A 16789-nucleotide genomic window follows, 5' to 3' on the forward strand; every position below is an offset into this window, starting at 1 on the left:
GGCTCAGGGGCTGGCCAGCAGGCGCTGGATCTCGCTTTCGGTACGTGCGTAGTCGCCCTCGCCGTAATGGCGGTAGACCACCCGCCCCTGCCGGCCGAGCAGGTACAGCGCGGGCCAGAAGCGGTTGCCCCACGCGTTCCAGATCCGGTACTGGTTGTCCTGCACCACCGGCCAGGTGATATCCAACCGTACGATGGCCTTGCGCACGTTGCCGGGCAGCCCTTCATAGGCGAATTCCGGTGTATGCACGCCGATCACCATCAGGCCCTGCGACGCGTATCGCGCATGCCACTGGTGGACATAGGGCGCCACGTTGAGGCAGTTGCTGCAGGTGTAGGTCCAGAACTCGACCAGCACCACCTGCCCCTGCAACTGCTTCAGTGTGAGCGGTGGGCTGTTGTGCCAGGGCCCGCCACCGTCGAACCCCGCCATCGGTGCGGCATCGAGCGGCTGCGCGCCGGCATCCGCACCGGGCCATGCCAGCAGCAACGCCGCTCCGCCCAGCAGCCCCAGCAACAGCGGCAATGCGTACCCTCGCAGTGCGGCCATCGCTCAGCCCCCCTGCTCGGCCAGCGGCAGTTCCGCCGGCTTCACCCCTGCCGCTTCCAGGATGCTGTCGGCCACCTGCGCCGGATGCGAAAGCAGCGACACATGGCTGCTGCCGATCGATTGCAGCTGTGCACCGATGCGACGTGCGGTCGCGGCCTGCAGTTGCGGCGACAGCATGCGGTCATCGCGGCTGAGCACGTACCAGCTCGGCTTGCTGCGCCACGCCGCAACGTTCACCACCTCGCCCAGCGCGCTGGCCTTCAACGGGACCTGCGTGCTGTACAGCAGTGCGGCCGATTTTTTCATCACGTCCGGCGCGAAGTCCTGGGCGATGGCATCAGCCGGCAACGTCAGGTAGCCATCCCTTTCCTGCAGTTGGGCCAGGCCCGGACCGACCGGGAAACCTTCGCCCTGTTGCGCCGAAGACTGCCCTGCATCCGGTGCGAAGGCCGCCACGTACACCAGCGCCTGCACCTTCGGGTCATTGCCCGCTTCGGTGATGACCGTGCCACCCCAGCTGTGGCCGACCAGCACCACCTTGCCGGGTGCGGCGGCAATCGCGCGACGGGTGGCGGCGACATCGTCGGCCAACGAGGTGAGCGGATTCTGTACGGCCACCGCCGGCAGCTTCCAGTCATGCAGGGTACTGATGACCTTGCTCCAGCTGGAGCCATCGGCGAAGGCGCCGTGCACCAGGATGACGGTGGGCGGTGCAGCGGTATCGGCCTGGCTGGCGAAGGCGGGGGCGGCGGCGCCGGCAAGGGCGAGAGCAGCGGCAAGCAACGAGGTACGGATCATGGGTGGCACTCCGGTGTTGGGAGTGGCCATTTCCGCCTGCCGGTGTATCGCCGCTGTTTCTCCGCGGCGCGGAGTTGTACCGGACTGTAGGGCGCAGGCGGGTTTCTACAGTGGGATACATTCGGGTGCCGTGCCTGGCCGGGCGCTACCGGGTGGATATCGCTCCCCGCACGGGGGCGCGCAACGCCCCGATGTGCGTCAACGCATCGTCTTTGTATCTGACTGTACGAAACCCCGGCCGCAGCCACAGTCGCTGACAAAACCCCGGGCAACGGCACACGTTGCCGATACCTGCGCCGCCTGAAATGGCCTCCATCGCCCACTGGCCCGCAGGACACCACCATGATCAGCACCGCCTCTTCCGTGTATACCCCCCGCCTGGACGCCGTCGGCCGCTGGCTCTCGCCATTGGCGCTGCGCACCCTGCTGGCCTGGGAGTTCTTTGAATCCGGCCGCGAGAAGCTGGGCGGCCAGAACTGGTTCGCCGACCTGGAAGGTCGCTTCCCATTCCCATTCTCCACCCTGCCCGCATCACTGAACTGGCAGCTGGCCACCTGGCTGGAACTGGTGGGTGCAGTGATGCTGCTGCTCGGCCTGGCCACGCGCTCGGTGGCTTATGTGTTCTGGGTGCTGACCGTGGTCGCCATCGCCGCCGTGCACTGGCCCGACCAATGGAACGGCCTGGGCGAACTCTGGCAGGGCTATGCGATCACCGACCAGGGCTACGGCAACTTCAAGCTGCCGCTGCTGTTCCTGGCCATGCTGCTGCCACTGATCCTCAACGGCGGTGGCGCACTCAGCGTGGACCGACTGCTGGCCGGCTCACAGCACGCCCCCGTTGGCAATGACGGCTTGGGTTGGGGCGTCAGCCTGATCGCCCTGCTGCTGCCGGTTGCCGCGCTGCTGCCCGGCATCGGCTTCGGCGGCGCCCTGCTCGGTGGTGTGCTGCTGGTGGGTTACGTACTGCGCCGTCGCCGCAACGCCTGATCCGCTTCGCCCCTTCACCGCGCTTCTTCCCTTCGTTTCCGTCGCCTTCAAGCGGCGTCCATCCCGCACGCCCCGCGTGCATTCCCAAGGAGTCACCACCATGTCCGTCTCGACCAAGAACACCCTCTCCTCCCGCCTGCCGCGCATCGGTGCCGTCGGCATCGCCCTGGCCGGTGGCCTGCTGCTGGCCGGCCAGGCTGCGGCGATCCAGCCACTGGCGATCAGTGCCGTGGCCATGAGCGCCGCCGCCGAAGGCAAGTGCGGTGAAGGCAAGTGCGGGGCCAACAAGACCGCCACCGGCAAGCCCGCCGGCAAGGCCAAGGTGGCCGAGGGCCAGTGTGGCGAAGGCAAGTGCGGCGACGCCTCGTTTGCCCGCACCGACCGCGACCACGATGGCCGGGTCTCGCGTGCCGAGTTCAACGCCGTGGCCGCCAAGCGTGCCGCCGAGTTCGACCGCATCGACACCGACCACGACGGCTACATCAGCGAGCAGGAAGCGCACGACTACCTGCGCAGCGTCTACACCGCCAACGGCAAGCCGATGCCGAAGGGCCTGTTCTCCCGCGTCGCCGATTGATCGACGTTCAACCGGCGCCGCCTCCGAGGCGGCGCCCTCTCCCTGGAGCAACCGTCATGACCCTGCCCCTGCCTTCCAATGCCGCCGGTCTTGGCCTGCGTCGTGGCCTGATCGACGAACTGCTGGCCATGCCGGCCGGTGCCATCGACTTCCTCGAAGTTTCGCCCGACAACTGGATCGGCGTCGGCGGTGCACACGGTGCAGCGCTGCGCAGGTTGAGCGAACGCCACCCCCTGACCTGCCACGGCCTGTCGCTTTCTTTGGGCGGTCCTGATCCGCTGGACCGCACCCTGCTGGCCCAGACGCGTGCCTTCCTCGACCTGCACCAGGTGCAGCTGTACAGCGAACACCTGAGCTACTGCGCTGCCGGTGGCCACGTCTACGACCTGCTGCCGCTGCCGTTCACCGCCGAGGCCGTTCACCATATCGCCGGTCGCATCGCCCAGGTGCAGGACATGCTGGGCCGACGCATCGCCGTGGAGAACATCTCCTACTACGCCGTTGCCGGCGCGGACATGAGCGAGATCGACTTCATCAACGCCGTGCTCGCCGAAGCCGACTGCGACCTGCTGCTGGACGTCAACAACGTTTTCGTCAACGCCTGCAACAATGGTTATGACGCCTTCGAATTCCTGGCCCGCGTGCCGGCCCACCGCGTCGCCTCGCTGCATGTGGCGGGCCACTTCGATGAAGACGATGGCTTCAAGATCGATACCCATGGTGCACCGGTGAAAGGCGTGGTCTGGGCACTGTTGCGCGAGGCCTATGCGCGGGTGGGCGTTCGCCCCACGCTGCTCGAACGCGACTTCAACTTCCCCCCGCTTGCCGAATTGCTGGCCGAGGTCGGGCAGATCCGCCAGGCGCAGGCCGAGGCACGTTGGCCCGAGGTGGCCCATGGCTGAGTCGCTGGCGACCCTGCAACGGCGCTGGGCCGATCATGTGCGCGACCCTGCAAAGACCGCACCCGATGGCATCGAGGCGCGGCGGATGGCGGTCTACCGCCGCCTGTGCATCGACAGCTTGGACACCCTGCTGGCCAGCAGCCTGCCGCGACTGCAGCAACAGTTGGGCACGTCGCGCTGGCGCGACATCGTGGAGCACTACTACGCCAGCCACATCTGTCACACCCCGTTGTTCCCACGGATCGCCGGCGAGTTCGCGGCCTGGCTGGCAGTGCAGGACACGCTGGCACTGCCGGGCTGGGCAGCAGAACTGGCGCACTACGAGAGCACGCAGCAGTCGCTGCACATTGAAACGCGTGACGGCGGGCGGCCGCTGCAGCGCGCTCCCGTAGGCAATGATGTGCTGGCGGTTTCGCCGTTGGTGCGGGTGCTTGGCTACCAGTGGCCAGTACATGAGGACGGGGCGCTGGAGCCGGTGTTGAGCACGGCTCCCACGCTGCTGGTGATCCAGCGCCTCGCCGATTTCAGCCTGCAGACCGAGGAACTGTCACCGCCGGCCTACGCGCTGCTGTCGGTGTTCGGTGACGACAGCGCGTCGGTGGATGAAGCACTGCAGCTGCTGTCCGAAACACATGGCGAGGCAGCGGACGCATTGCGCATTGCCTGCGTGCCTGTTCTGGGCGAGCTGTGCGCGGCGGGCGTGCTGGTCGCATTGCCTGCTTTCTGAGATTGCCGGCCAGCGGCCGGCACTACCGCCCCCCTACTTCGAGGTCTCACCATGGCTGCATCCAATACTCCCTTCCTGCACGGCTGGCGCCTGTTCGTGTCCGTGGCGGTGGTCCTGATCGCCTTCGCGCTGGCGGCCTTCGCCCTGTATCCCGATGCGGCCGAAGGCAGCCGAGCCGCGATCCGGGTCACTGCACGCACATCGTTCCTGTTGTTCCTGGCAGCGTTCACGGCATCGTCGTTCGCCAGCCTGCTGCCCAGCCCGTTCACCCGGTTCCTGCTGCGCGAACGGCGCATCATCGGCCTGTCCTTCGCGTTCTCGCACCTGCTGCATGCCATCGCCATCACCAGTTTCGGCATCCTCAACCCGGCATTCTGGCCAGCACGCTCAGCGCTGGCCAACCTCCCGGGCACGGTGGGCTACATCGCCATCCTGGCGCTGGCCATCACCTCGCATCGGGGGCTCGCCCGGCGCATGGGACCCACGGCCTGGCGTCGCCTGCACGTCACCGGCATGTGGATCATCGCGGCGGTTTTCACCTACTCGTACTTCAAGCGCGTGCCGGGCAACTTCTGGTATGCGGTGCCGTCGGCGCTGCTGTTCACCGCCTTCGTGGTGCGCTGGATCGCCAAGCGGGCGCAAGCGCTGCGTCGAAGTGCGCATGCGCGGCCGCCGCTGCGAGCGGCCTGACGGGCCGGGGTCAGATCCCTTTGCCAAAGGCGAAGGGATCTGACCCCATCATGTCGTCCCCATCAGCCGTCACGTGTGGCGCGATAGGCAGCGTAGGCATCGAGGATCTTCTGCATCCGGGCCTGCTGCTTCACACCCATCGGTGCCCGTTGCACACGCTTCAGCAGCGTCTTCCACATATATCCGGAACGGAAGAAGTAGGGCCGCACCTCAAGGAAGGTCAGCACGACATCCACCGTATTCGGATCCTGCTCAGCCAGTTGCTTCAGTGCATTGGCGTAGCCACCCGGGAACGCAAGCTGTTCATAGCGCTGGTTGTATTCCGCGCAGGCTGCCGCGTGCTGCTGCATTTCTTCCGGGCCACGCCAGCGCGCGCCAGCGGCTTCGCGGATGGCTTGGCGCAGCCGATTGATCTCGTCCGCATTGGCGCGGATCAGACGTTCCATGGGTGCGCGGGGATGGGCCATGGTTCCTTCCCTGTGGTTTGTCAGGGGTCACGGCGCGCGGCGCAGCGTCACCAGGGTGATCTCCGAAGGAACGCCGATGCGTGCCGGGAAACCGGCCCACAGGCCGGCGCCATTGCTCACGTACAGTGTCATGCCATCCACCTCGTAGCGGCCGGACACAAAACCGCCATTGGCGCGCTTCACCAGCTGGTCCATGCCGATGATCTGGCCGCCATGTGTATGCCCGGACAACTGCAGCTTTACCCCACGCGCGGCCGCCTCGCGTGCGTTGCGCGGGCGATGGTCGAGCAGGATCACCGGCGCGCCCGGATCAGCACCGGCCAGCGCGGCCTCCAGGTCCGGCAGCGGCAGACCGTAGCGTGCGGCCACCGGATCGGTGACACCGGCGATGGTCAGCGCCGCATCGCCGCGCCGCACCTGCAGGTGGCTGTTCTCCAGCACCTGCATGTGCAGTGCGCGGAACGCCTGCATCCACTCCTGGTACTGCGCGTAGTACTCGTGATTGCCGGTGATGGCAATGACGCCATCCGGCGCCTGCAGGTCGGCCAACGGACGCGCGTCGTCGCGACGGGCCTCGACACTGCCGTCGATCAGATCGCCAGTGATCACGATCAGGTCCGGCTTCAGTGCGTTGCTCTCCTCCACCACCCTGCGCACCCAGTCGCCGGTCAGCAGGCGGCTGGCATGGATGTCGGTCAGCTGCAGCACGCGATAGCCGTCGAACCCGGCCGGCAACCCGGCGATGCTCACCTCGATCTGCCTGGGCTTGGGCACCGCCATTCCCTGGCTGACGCCATAGGCGCTGACCAGCAGCGCAAGCACACCCGCCGCCGAGCGCAGCTTCGGCGCGCGCAACGCCGATACAGCACGTGGCCTGCGCAGGATGCGCGACACCAACAGGCCCGCGTCCAGCACTAGCAGGAACAGCGCCAGCAGCAGTACGGCAGTCGAACCCGTGGCCAACGAGGCGATGGCCAGCTTCGGGATTTCCGGCGAGGCCATCGTGCCCCAGAACATGGCGACGATGCGCAGCTGCACGGCAACGCTCACCAGCAGCAGCGACAGCACGACCTTCATCCAGATGGGCATGCGCAGTGGCCAGAACAGGCGCCAGGCCACATACAGGCCCATCAACAAACCGATCGTACTCAGCACTGCAACCATCCTGGAAAGAAAGCGGGCCCGCCATGGTGACGGTTGCCGGCAGTGTTGTGTAGAGCCGGGCCCGTACCCGGCTGCTCAGGAAGCAGTCGAGCATGGCTCGACTCTACAGAGGGCCAGTCGAGCAGGCTCGACTCTACGAAAGCCCGATGCGCTCCACCCGCAGGCGGGCGATGCGACGCTTCTCCATTGCCAGTACGGTGATGCGTACATCCGCAATCTCCACCGTGTCACCGATGTCCGGCAGGCGACCCAACTGCTCCAGTACCAGTCCGGAGATGGTCATGTAGTCGGCACTGCGCGGCAGCGACACGCCGGCCAGGCGCTGCAGGTCGTCCAGGGTCAGCGCACCGTCGGCCTCCCACTGGTTCTCGCCCTGCGCCTCCACGCCATAGCGCTCGTCCTGGGTGTCGACCAGGTCACCGGCAATGGCCGCCAGCAGATCGTTGGCGGTCACCAGGCCTTCCACACTGCCGTACTCGTCCACCGCTACCGCCAACGGCACCGGGTGCTGGCGGATCAGTTCCAGCGCCTGCAGTGCGCTGGCGCTGGACAGCACGTACTGCGGCTCGCGCAGGTTGCCCTCCAGCTGCAGCGGCCTGCCCTGCAGCAGGTCGGCCAGAAGGTCGCGGCTCTGCACCACGCCGCGCAGGCTGTCCAGGTCGCCATCACCCACCAGCAGGCGGGTGTGCGGCGATGCCACCAGGCGTGCCACCACATCCTCCTGCCCACGTGCCAGGTCGATCCACTGCACGTCGGCACGCACGGTCATCACGCTCGACACCGGGCGATCAGCCAGGCCCAGCACGCTGCGGATCATCTCGTGCTCGGCCGGCTGCAACCGCTCTTCGGCATCGACGTGTTCGTCAGCGTTTTCGTCGTCGTGGCCATTGGCCGGGCGCGCGCCCAGCATGCGCAGCACGGCGTCGGCGGTACGCTGGCGGAACGGCTGGCGACGCTCGTTGCGCTCGCGATTGAAGCGCACCCACTGGTTGAAGGCTTCAACCAGGATCGAGAAGGCGATCGCCGCGTACAGATAACCCTTCGGGATCTTGTAGCCCAGGCCCTCGGCCACCAGGCTGAAACCGATCATCAACAGGAAGCCCAGGCACAGCACCACCACCGTGGGATGCTTGTTCACGAAGCGGGTCAGCGGCTTGCTGGCCACCAGCATCAGCGCCATCGCGATGGTCACCGCGGCGTACATCACGCCCAGGTTGTCGACCATGCCGACCGCAGTGATCACCGAGTCCAGCGAGAACACCGCGTCGAGCACCACGATCTGAGCCACCACCATCGCGAAGCTGGCGTAGACCTTCTTGCCATTGTCCTCATGCTGGCGGCCCTCCAGTCGCTCGTGCAGTTCCATCGTGCCCTTGAACAGCAGGAACAGACCACCGCCCAGCAGGATCAGGTCACGCCCGGAGAAGCTGTGGTCGAACAGCGTGAGCAGCGGTTCGGTCAACTTCATGATCCATGCCAGCGCGGCCAGCAGCACCAGCCGCATCAGCAGGGCCAGCGCCAGGCCGATCACCCGCGCGCGGTCACGCTGGTGCGGCGGCAGTTTGTCGGCCAGGATCGCGATGAACACCAGATTGTCGATGCCGAGAACGATCTCCAGCACGACCAGGGTTGCAAGGCCCATCCATATCGAGGGGTCAGCCAACCATTCCATTTCAGGTCCGTTTCGTCAGTAGGTAAGGGAAAAGGGGAAACACTCAGTCAGCCTCCTGCGCCTGCGCCTGCGCCGGGTCATGCCCGAGCAGGTCACCGGGCGTGCACTGCAGCTCACGGCAGATCGCATCAAGTGTGGAAAAGCGGATGGCGCGCGCCTTGCCGGTTTTCAGGATCGACAGGTTGGCCAGGGTGATGTCGATGCGCCCGGCCAGCTCGGACAGGGTCATGCCCCGTTCCTGCAGCATGCGGTCCAGGGTGATGACAATCGCCATCAGATGACACCGTCGAGGTCATCGCGCATTGCCGCACCCACGGCAAACACGCGTGCCAGCACGAACAGCATCAGCACCGCGACCAGGCCGGTGATCGACATGCCGCCGCCCACCTCCATCCAGGTGAAGTCCGGGCCCATCCAGGCGGCGTAGGCGCCGATCAGGATCGACAGCACCTCCATCGACAGCATCAGCCAGGCCATGCGCTGCAGGCGCTGTGCATTGGCGTGGGTGAACGGCCGCTCGCGCGCCGCCGACTTCAACAGCCGCAGCAGGTGGCGCAGGAACATCAGGCACAGCACCAGCAGCGCGACGATCGCGCCCAGGCCCAGGCAGAAATGCAGGAACAGGTCGCTGCCATGCACGGCAGCGGCATCAGCGTCGTGGATGCTGTCGAGCAGCCAGCTGCGGTCGTGGGCGACCAGCGGCACGGCCAGCAGTGCGGCCAGGATGCCCAGCCAGCACATCGCCCGCACCGCCTGTACGGCGGCCTGGGCCAGGGTGAACAAGCCTCGCGCGGGTCTGGCGCGGGCGGGACGAGCGGTCAAGCGGCCTCCGGCATTGGGGTGGCCTCGCCGCCCCGGGTGAATTTATCGATAAACGATATACCACTTGCCGCGTGAAAGGCTGAATCGCGAGCGTGGGCCCTTCAGGGCCCAGGCGCGCCCTGCGCCAGCATCGCTTCGCCCGGGGCCGCCGAGGCCATCGCCTGCACGCCGGCTTCGGCCGCCTGCCGTGTGACCAGGCGGAATCGCACCTGCAGCTTGCCCTGCCCCGGCGTGGCCCAGCCGTACTGGATGGCCACCTGATCAGCCGACAGCGGCCCACGCCCTGGCAGCGACCGCACCTGCAACGGCTTCGGTGCGGCCTGCACCAACCGGGCGAATCCCTTCTGCACGACCGCCGCGTCGGCCTTTTCGGCGTAGACCGTACACGTGCCATCGTCAGCCCAGCTCACCGCATAGCGGCCACTGGCCAGAGGCACCATCCAGGCCACGCCCGATTGCCCCTGCAACAGCGTCGCGGCTTCGGCGGGCTGCAACGGCGACAGCCCATTGGATTCCATCAGCGACTGCAACCGCGCCGGGGCACCGATGTGCTGCATGCAGGCAGTATCGAACAGCTCGCTGAAGGGATCCTGCGCTGGGGCCTTGGCCTTTGCAGTACGCGCAGGTTGCGCCACCGCCAGGGTGGGCAGCAGGGCCAAAGCCAGCCAGAACACAGGACGCATCGGGATTCCACGCTACGGAAAACAGCAGGGAGGATGGCAAAGCCCGGGCGCCACGCGCAACGGGTCATGGCTTGACAGCCGCCGCTGGCGGGAGGAGTATCAGTTAACGAATTAGTTAATTAGCTCGCCATGGACCGTATCTTCGAAGCCCTCGCCTCCACCGCCCGCCGCCAGATCCTGGCCTATCTCAGCGCCGGTGAGCTGAGCGCGGGCGAGCTGGCCGAACGCTTCGACTTCAGCAAGCCTGCGCTATCCAGCCACCTGCGCATCCTCGAGGAAGCCGGCCTGATCGAACGCGAGAAGCGCGGCCAGTTCGTCTACTTCCGGCAGGTGCCCGACCGCTTGGCCAACACGCTGTTTTCCTGGGCAGCCGAAGTGTGTCCGGTCGGCGGCCCGCTGAAGCGCGAAGCACGCGCGCGCCGCAAGTCCCCTGCCCGCTGAACCGCCCCGCCAAGGAGCATGACCATGCCTGGTTCGACCCGCGACCGCCGTTCGTTTCCAGGGGTGCAGCTTCCGGGGCAGGAGGGCGGAAGCCCGACCGAAGTCACCTTGATCGCGCAGCTCGGCATCGGTGCCGGTGATGCGCTGGTGACCGACGCCAGCCAGCGCCAGCGCCACCACCCGGCCTTCATCGATGCGCTGGACGAGCCTTCGGCGCGACTGGGCGGCATGCATCTGCAGCAGGGCAACGCCTCCTCGCTGTACAGCTTCACCGTCGGTGCCGGTGGTCACCCGTTTCATCGCCATGCAGGCCCGCGCACGTTCACCGCCATCGCCGGAAGCGCGGGCGCCGAGCTGCGCTTCGCCACCGCCTCCGACGCGCAGCTGGCGCGCGATCCCGCTGCCTTCGCACGCACGCTGCGGCGCATCCGCATTCCACCGGACTGCCTGTTCACCGTGCGCTTCGGCGGCGGCACGTGGCACCAGTTCGCATCGAACCATCGCACACATCCGGCGCTGTTCGCGTTGTCCTGCCACAGCAATGAGCTGGCCGGGGCGATGGATGAGCAGGCCCGTGCACAGGTTCAACGCAATGCGGCCGATATCCCCAGCCTGACCGAGGTACTGCCCGATGCCCACTGGCCATCGGCCACTGCACTCTCGGCAGCGCCACTGCTGCAGCTGTCGCTGCAGGCCGCCCCCCCCAGCCTGAGTGCTCAGCTGTGCGCGCGTACCCGTGCCCTGCTCGGTCCGCTGCGCCGGATTCCACTGCGGCCGCTGCGCGGGTTCGTCGAACGCGCCACACCGGCCTACCCGGTCCAGTCGCAGGCACCACACAGCGACGGGCTGCTGGCCACTGCGCTGCCGCACAGCCACTACCAGGACCAGACCACGCTGTGCCTGGACAGCGCGCAGGTCGCGCATCACTCCGCGTCGGTACTGCTGGCCGATGTACTGGAAGGCTTCCTGCGCAATCCGCCCACCGGCGTGGGCCACCTGATGGCACTGCGTAACCGCCTCGTGGCGCCGTTGCGGCTGCGTACGTCGCCGCTCGGCTGCCCGGTATCGTCACTGCTGTCGACCGACCGCAGCCGGTTGTTCGCCGGTCGCTATCCGGTGCTGGACGCGCACATCGATGACGGGGACACCTGCGCCGAAGTGCTGCTCGGTGCCGATGATCGCCACCTGCGCTTCCGCAGCAGCGTGCGGGTGCAGCGCTGTGCCGATGGCCACGTCGAGATCAGCCTCGGCTCGCGCGTGCAGACCCGCAATGCGTTCGGCCGCCTGTACATGGCGCTGATCGATGCCGCGCACCGGCACTACGTCGCGCCGGCACTGCTGCGCCGCGCGGTCGAACATGCGCTGGCGCCGGAACTGGCCGATCTCGATGACTGGGCGGAGTACTCCGCGTACAGATGATGCCGGCCCGTGGCCGGCACAACCTGCCACATCAGCTCACAGGTGCTGCTTGAAGAAGGGAACGACCGCTGACAGGGCCTCGCGCACCGGCTCCGGCTTGTCATACAGGTCGTAATGCGACCAGCCTTCCACCACCTTCAACTGCTTGTGCTTCGACGCCGCACGGCCATGGATCTCCAGGCCATCGCGGTAGGCACCAAAGCCACCCGGCTTGTCACCGATCACCACCAGCAACGGTTGGGTCAGCAGGACTTCGGCCAGGTGGAAGGCATCCCAGCCCACCGCTGCACCGCGATGCGAGAACAGCGCACTGACCACGCCGTTGGGCTGCGGCTCGCGCGTGCGGTAATAGTCCGTGGCCTCCAGCACATCGATATCCGTGATGCCGGCGGCGCGCCCCTGTTCCACCGAAGGCGGCAGGAACAGGTCCACACGGGCCTCGCCGCCGCGCATCTCGGCGGTGCGCTGGGCAGCGATGGCCTCCAGCGTGCCGATCGGATCGAATCCGCCAAAGCCCTCACGACTGAGCCGGCCAAAGTTGACACCGGTGATGCTGGTGACCGCCTTGATGCGGCGCTCGGTCATGGTGGCGTTGATCGCGTAGCCACCACCGCCACAGATGCCCAGTACGCCGATGCGTTCGGCATCCACGTACGGCAGGGTGACCAGATGGTCGACCACGCGGCGTACATCCTCCACGCGCTGGGTCGGGTCTTCGACCCGACGCGGCTCGCCACCGCTGGCGCCCTGGAAGCTGGCGTCATAGGCGATCACCACGTAGCCCTCGCGAGCCAGGGCCTCACCGTAGATGTTGCCGGCGGTCTGCTCCTTGCAGCTGCCGATCGGATGCATGCTGATGATCGCGGGATAGACCCGGTTGCGGTCGAAGTCCGGCGGGAAATGCAGGTCGGCGGCGATCGGCCAGGCCATGTCCGGATTCTGGATGTTGATGGTTTCCATGCTGCGGCTCCTCGATAGCGGCGGGGGGCGACGGGTGTCGCCGTTGCAAGCACGATAGACCCGGGATTGGGGCCGAAAAAGCGGCCAATCACAACCAAAGTAGTAAGCTGCAATTACCAAAGAGCGACAACCTGTGCCGCCATCTTCTCCCGCCGTCCTGCCGACCGAGCCCCATGAGCGCCCCCAGCCCGATCAACCCGGCCCTGCTGCCCCAGCTGGCCTGGTTTGCCCACATCGCCCACCACCGCAGCTTCACCAAAGCGGCCGTTGAGATGGGGGTCTCGCGCCCGGCGTTGTCGCAGAGCCTGAAGACCCTGGAGAAACAGCTGGGGGTACGCCTGCTGCACCGGACCACCCGTGACATGTCGCTCACCGAGGAAGGCCAGCGCCTGTTCGACGCACTGCGGCCATCGCTGAGCACCATCGAAACCGCAGTACGCGACCTGCGCGCCAGCCATGACGCTCCGTCCGGCCTGCTGCGCATCAACACCGCGCGCCTGACTGCCAAGACGCTGATCGAACCGCATCTACCGGAGTTCTTCGCGCGCTACCCCGAGCTGCGCATAGAGCTGGTGATGGACGACGGCCTGTCCAGCATCGTTGCCGACGGCTGTGACGCCGGCATCCGCCTTGGCGAGCGGTTGGCCGAAGGCATGATCGCCGTGCCGGTCACGCCGATGCTGGAAATGGTGGTGGTCGCCTCGCCGGCCTACCTGGCCCGCCATGGCACGCCCACCACGCCCGCCGAACTGGCCGCCCACGAGTGCCTGGGCTACCGGCAGACCGGCAGCGGCGGGGTCTATGCCTGGGAATTCAGCACGCCGGGCCAGCCCGGTCATGACTTTGAAGTGGAACCGCGCGGACGCTATGTCACCAACGACGATGAGGGCATGATCCGCGCCGCGCTGCAGGGATTGGGCGTGATGCAGCATATCGATCTGTCACTGCAGCCGATGCTGGCCGATGGGCGCCTGGTCCGCCTGATGCCGGCGTGGTCGGCACCGTTCCCCGGCTTCTACCTGTACGTGCCTTCGCGCGAGCAGATGCCACCGCGCGTGCGCGCCCTGATGGAATTCCTGATCGAGAAGCGCGAAGGCGTCGCCAAGGCGCTCGGCCGCACGGTACAGGCCCCGGCCACGGGCAGCTAGGCGTCAGCGCGGGTAGCGATACACCAGATCATCGGCATCACTGCGCACGGCGTGATCGTCCAGCACGCCGCCCAGCCGCTGTGCAACGGCCTGCGACGCCAGGTTGTCCGATGCCATGTAGCTGACCAGGGTCGGCAGCTGCGCCACCACGAAGGCCCAGTCGCGCAGCGCGCCGGCCGCTTCGGTAGCGAAGCCCTTCCCTTCATGGCCGTCATACAGCAGCCAGCCCAGTTCCTTTTCCGGGAACAGCGGGCCATGATTGATCCCGACCTGGCCGATGCAGGCTCCCGTATCGGCACGCTCGATCATCAACGCGCCATGGCCGAACAGATGCCAGCTGGCGAGGTCATGGCAGAACTGCCCCCACGCCGCCACCTCACCGAACGGCCCGCCCATGCCCCGCGCACGCGGCGAGGCCAGGAACGCGGCATAGACGCCGAAGTCATCCAGCTGCTGTGGACGCAGCCGCAGGCGCACGGTGTGCAGGGTTGGAATCTCAAGCACGACGGCGCACAGGATCAGTACACGGCCAGGTGGCCACAACCGCGGCGCTGCGGCTGCCCTTCCATCGTCACCTGCACGCTGGCCAGGGTGTCCACACCTTCGGCAGTGCGACACGACTCACGCTTGATCTCGACGATGGCGGGCTGCTGGCCAAGCTCGCCGTTGAGCACGATCAGCGAGCTCGGTGCATCGGCCGGCTGCCCCGGATAGCGCAGCGTGCCCTTGTGGGTACGGCCGTCAGCGCTGAGGCTGGCATCGTGGTTGCCCTGGCCGGTGGAGGCGATCTCAATGCTCCAACCCGCACCGCCGCCGGTGAAAGCCGGCACCGGGCTCAGGTCGGCGGCAACCGAGGGGTGGCGTGGCGCATCCGCAGCGGTCTGCGACGAAGTGGAGGTACAGCCGGCCAGCATCCCGGCCAGCAGCGCTGCAGCAACGACGGGGCGAACGGTCATGATGCGCTCCTGCCAAATGGTCGAAGGTCCAGTCTAGGCAGCCATGCGTGCGCCAGCGATGAACATGATGTTTCAGCGTGGAATGCGCCCACCACCGGCGACCCGCACGCGGTCGCGGCCCTGCGCCTTGGCCTGGTACATGGCCGCATCGGCGGCACGCAGCAGGGTCCGCCAGCCCAAGGCGTCGGTAGCACCGCGGGCCACGCCGAAGCTGGCGGTCACCCGCAGCACGGTACCGCCGGCCACCACGATGTCCAGCTGCTGCAGCGCAAGCCGCAGCGATTCGGCCAGCTGTCGGCCAGCGGCCAGGTCACCGTCGGCCAGCAGCACCAGGAACTCCTCGCCACCATAGCGGGAAATGCTGTCGCTGCGGCGAAGATGGCGCTGCAGCAGTTGCGCCACCTGTACCAGCACTTCATCACCCGCATCGTGGCCATGACCATCATTGATCGATTTGAAGCGATCAACGTCCAGCAGGATCACCACTGCGCTCATCCGCCCCTCGTCGTGGCGCTGCTGCACCAGTTCCTCCAGCGCGCGACGGTTCAGCAGTCCGGTCAATTCATCGGTGCCGGCCAGCTGGCGCAGCTCGCTGGTCAGCGCCGAGCGTTCGCGCGACTTCTCGCGCAGCACTTCAATCGCATCGAACAGGCGCTGCATCTCGGCCAGCGGATGGGTGACATGCTGCTCGGGCCCAGGCGCTTCGGAGGCAATCTGGATCACCTGCCGTTGTGCCTGCAGCAGAGGTCGCAGGATCTGCAGATGCGCGATACGCAGCGCCACACCCAGTACCACCAGGGTTCCCAGCGCGGTGGCCAGAAGTACCGCCAGCCGCGTGGCCTCCCGGTTGCGGGTGTGCTCGAACCTGGCGATGGACACACTCAGGTAACCGTCACGCAGCGCCTCAAGCGACTGCAGGGTCGGCACGTAGCGCGTGGTGAACTCGGCAGCGGTCCACGGCGGCGGCAGGCCACGCCGTCCGTCGTCGATCAGCTGTTCGATCATCGGCAGTGACTCGCCGAAGAACTGCCGGCGCGCCATATCCCAATGCCAGGACAGCGTCGGATCACTGCGGAACACCGATTCGTGGCTGCCGGCCAGCCGCCACAGTTCCAGCAGGCGGCCCTCGGTCTGCAGCGCCGCGCGCACCTGTTCGTTGCGCCAGGCACCGGGTACCGCCACCGGCGCCATCACGTTGGAGGCCAGACGCCCGCCGTGTTCGCGCAGGTCGATCAGCACCTGGCCCTGCATGGCTGGAATCGCCGCTTCGCGGTCGGCCCGGACCAGTACGTTGATCTGTGCCGAGGTCAGCAGGTGCAGGCGGTCGACCACGGCAAACATGCCGCTGATCGCGCGCTCCACGTCTTCGACACGTCGTGCGTCGCGCGGCTGCGCTGCCACCCGGTCCACGCCCGCGCGTGCCGACTGCAGGCGACGTTGCGCGTCTGCCAGCATCCCATGCTCATCCACCACGCCCGGATCAGCCGTGAACACGGCATCCAGCTGCTGCAGCGCGGTGTCCACACGCCTGCGCACCACCGCCAGCTGCAGCGTAAGCCGCGCATGCTCGCTGGCATCGGCCGGGTCGGCACCGAGCAGGCTGTTGGCCGGGCCGCGTTCGGCCGAGACCAGGTTGGCCAGGTCGAAGGTCTGGCGCAGCTGGCGCAGGCTGACCAGGTTGTCCTCGGCAGCGCTGTAGCGCAGCGTGCCCTGGACCAGCGCGATGGCCATCAACGGCAGCGTACAGACCACGAACGACCCCGCCAGGATCCAGACCCAGGTCCGCAGTCCGATGGGCGATGCCTTGCCGGCCATGCAAATTTCCCC

At 67.2% G+C, this 16789-nt stretch carries 20 protein-coding genes; 8 read left to right on the forward strand and 12 right to left on the reverse strand.

Going from position 1 to position 16789, the window contains the following annotated elements; translation table 11 throughout:
• Positions 1–3: 3 nt before the first annotated feature.
• Positions 4–549 (reverse strand): redoxin family protein, encoded by a 546-nt coding sequence (locus QRO95_RS10170; protein ID WP_285302469.1) that lies wholly within the window; start codon positions 547–549, stop codon positions 4–6.
• A 3-nt stretch (positions 550–552) separates the two neighbouring features.
• On the reverse strand, positions 553–1347 hold the full coding sequence (locus QRO95_RS10175; protein ID WP_285302470.1) for an alpha/beta fold hydrolase: 795 nt from the start codon (positions 1345–1347) through the stop codon (positions 553–555).
• A 342-nt stretch (positions 1348–1689) separates the two neighbouring features.
• Between QRO95_RS10175 and QRO95_RS10180 the strand changes: the two genes are divergently transcribed.
• The 5 genes from QRO95_RS10180 to QRO95_RS10200 all read left to right on the forward strand — a co-directional run bounded on the left by QRO95_RS10180 (position 1690) and on the right by QRO95_RS10200 (position 5230).
• A complete protein-coding gene (locus tag QRO95_RS10180) occupies positions 1690–2334 on the forward strand; it encodes a DoxX family protein (RefSeq protein ID WP_049461797.1) in 645 nt (214 codons plus the stop codon).
• A 100-nt stretch (positions 2335–2434) separates the two neighbouring features.
• Positions 2435–2911: an EF-hand domain-containing protein gene (locus QRO95_RS10185; RefSeq protein ID WP_049422760.1), complete on the forward strand. Its 477-nt coding sequence runs from the start codon at positions 2435–2437 to the stop codon at positions 2909–2911.
• Between the two features lie 56 nt (positions 2912–2967).
• Positions 2968–3813, forward strand: a complete 846-nt coding sequence (locus QRO95_RS10190; RefSeq protein ID WP_049422759.1) for a DUF692 domain-containing protein — start codon at positions 2968–2970, stop codon at positions 3811–3813.
• Positions 3806–4540, forward strand: coding sequence for a DUF2063 domain-containing protein (locus tag QRO95_RS10195; protein WP_049461799.1), 735 nt, complete (start codon positions 3806–3808; stop codon positions 4538–4540). Before QRO95_RS10190 ends, QRO95_RS10195 begins: the two co-directional genes overlap by 8 nt.
• Before the next feature lie 51 nt (positions 4541–4591).
• Positions 4592–5230: a ferric reductase-like transmembrane domain-containing protein gene (locus QRO95_RS10200; RefSeq protein WP_049422757.1), complete on the forward strand. Its 639-nt coding sequence runs from the start codon at positions 4592–4594 to the stop codon at positions 5228–5230.
• A 62-nt stretch (positions 5231–5292) separates the two neighbouring features.
• Here the strand turns inward: QRO95_RS10200 and QRO95_RS10205 are convergent, their stop codons facing one another.
• The 6 genes from QRO95_RS10205 to QRO95_RS10230 all read right to left on the reverse strand — a co-directional run bounded on the left by QRO95_RS10205 (position 5293) and on the right by QRO95_RS10230 (position 10038).
• Positions 5293–5697 (reverse strand): hypothetical protein, encoded by a 405-nt coding sequence (locus tag QRO95_RS10205; RefSeq protein WP_285302471.1) that lies wholly within the window; start codon positions 5695–5697, stop codon positions 5293–5295.
• A 27-nt stretch (positions 5698–5724) separates the two neighbouring features.
• Positions 5725–6861, reverse strand: coding sequence for a metallophosphoesterase (locus QRO95_RS10210; RefSeq protein ID WP_285302472.1), 1137 nt, complete (start codon positions 6859–6861; stop codon positions 5725–5727).
• A gap of 133 nt (positions 6862–6994) precedes the next feature.
• On the reverse strand, positions 6995–8533 hold the full coding sequence (locus tag QRO95_RS10215) for a TerC family protein (RefSeq protein WP_197615729.1): 1539 nt from the start codon (positions 8531–8533) through the stop codon (positions 6995–6997).
• A 43-nt stretch (positions 8534–8576) separates the two neighbouring features.
• Complete coding sequence (locus QRO95_RS10220; protein WP_285302473.1) at positions 8577–8807, reverse strand: helix-turn-helix transcriptional regulator; 231 nt, start codon at positions 8805–8807, stop codon at positions 8577–8579.
• On the reverse strand, positions 8807–9274 hold the full coding sequence (locus QRO95_RS10225) for a DUF2975 domain-containing protein (RefSeq protein ID WP_032127655.1): 468 nt from the start codon (positions 9272–9274) through the stop codon (positions 8807–8809). Before QRO95_RS10225 ends, QRO95_RS10220 begins: the two co-directional genes overlap by 1 nt.
• A 182-nt stretch (positions 9275–9456) precedes the next feature.
• Positions 9457–10038: an NMCC_0638 family (lipo)protein gene (locus QRO95_RS10230; RefSeq protein WP_049398870.1), complete on the reverse strand. Its 582-nt coding sequence runs from the start codon at positions 10036–10038 to the stop codon at positions 9457–9459.
• Between the two features lie 129 nt (positions 10039–10167).
• Between QRO95_RS10230 and QRO95_RS10235 the strand changes: the two genes are divergently transcribed.
• Entirely contained in the window at positions 10168–10479 is a 312-nt protein-coding gene (locus tag QRO95_RS10235) for a metalloregulator ArsR/SmtB family transcription factor (RefSeq protein WP_004147836.1), read from the forward strand.
• Between the two features lie 24 nt (positions 10480–10503).
• The gene (locus tag QRO95_RS10240) at positions 10504–11898 is read left to right on the forward strand and encodes a DUF2867 domain-containing protein (protein WP_285302474.1); all 1395 of its coding nucleotides are present in this window, start codon (positions 10504–10506) and stop codon (positions 11896–11898) included.
• Positions 11899–11934: 36 nt separating this feature from the next.
• Here the strand turns inward: QRO95_RS10240 and QRO95_RS10245 are convergent, their stop codons facing one another.
• Positions 11935–12858 carry an alpha/beta hydrolase gene (locus QRO95_RS10245; protein ID WP_032127632.1) on the reverse strand — a complete coding sequence of 308 codons (924 nt, stop codon included), beginning with the start codon at positions 12856–12858 and terminating at the stop codon, positions 11935–11937.
• Positions 12859–13031: 173 nt separating this feature from the next.
• On the opposite strand from QRO95_RS10245, the gene QRO95_RS10250 reads away from it, so the two are divergent.
• On the forward strand, positions 13032–14006 hold the full coding sequence (locus QRO95_RS10250) for a LysR family transcriptional regulator (RefSeq protein WP_049443813.1): 975 nt from the start codon (positions 13032–13034) through the stop codon (positions 14004–14006).
• A gap of 3 nt (positions 14007–14009) precedes the next feature.
• Here the strand turns inward: QRO95_RS10250 and QRO95_RS10255 are convergent, their stop codons facing one another.
• The 3 genes from QRO95_RS10255 to QRO95_RS10265 all read right to left on the reverse strand — a co-directional run bounded on the left by QRO95_RS10255 (position 14010) and on the right by QRO95_RS10265 (position 16777).
• Positions 14010–14510, reverse strand: coding sequence for a GNAT family N-acetyltransferase (locus tag QRO95_RS10255; protein WP_032127656.1), 501 nt, complete (start codon positions 14508–14510; stop codon positions 14010–14012).
• 14 nt (positions 14511–14524) lie between these two features.
• On the reverse strand, positions 14525–14962 hold the full coding sequence (locus tag QRO95_RS10260; protein ID WP_032127634.1) for a hypothetical protein: 438 nt from the start codon (positions 14960–14962) through the stop codon (positions 14525–14527).
• A gap of 72 nt (positions 14963–15034) precedes the next feature.
• The gene (locus tag QRO95_RS10265; RefSeq protein ID WP_032127635.1) at positions 15035–16777 is read right to left on the reverse strand and encodes a diguanylate cyclase; all 1743 of its coding nucleotides are present in this window, start codon (positions 16775–16777) and stop codon (positions 15035–15037) included.
• Between the last annotated feature and the right edge of the window lie 12 nt (positions 16778–16789).

Origin of the sequence: Stenotrophomonas maltophilia group sp. Smal13 (genome assembly GCF_030236855.1) — a bacterium.
GTDB lineage: Bacteria > Pseudomonadota > Gammaproteobacteria > Xanthomonadales > Xanthomonadaceae > Stenotrophomonas > Stenotrophomonas maltophilia_A.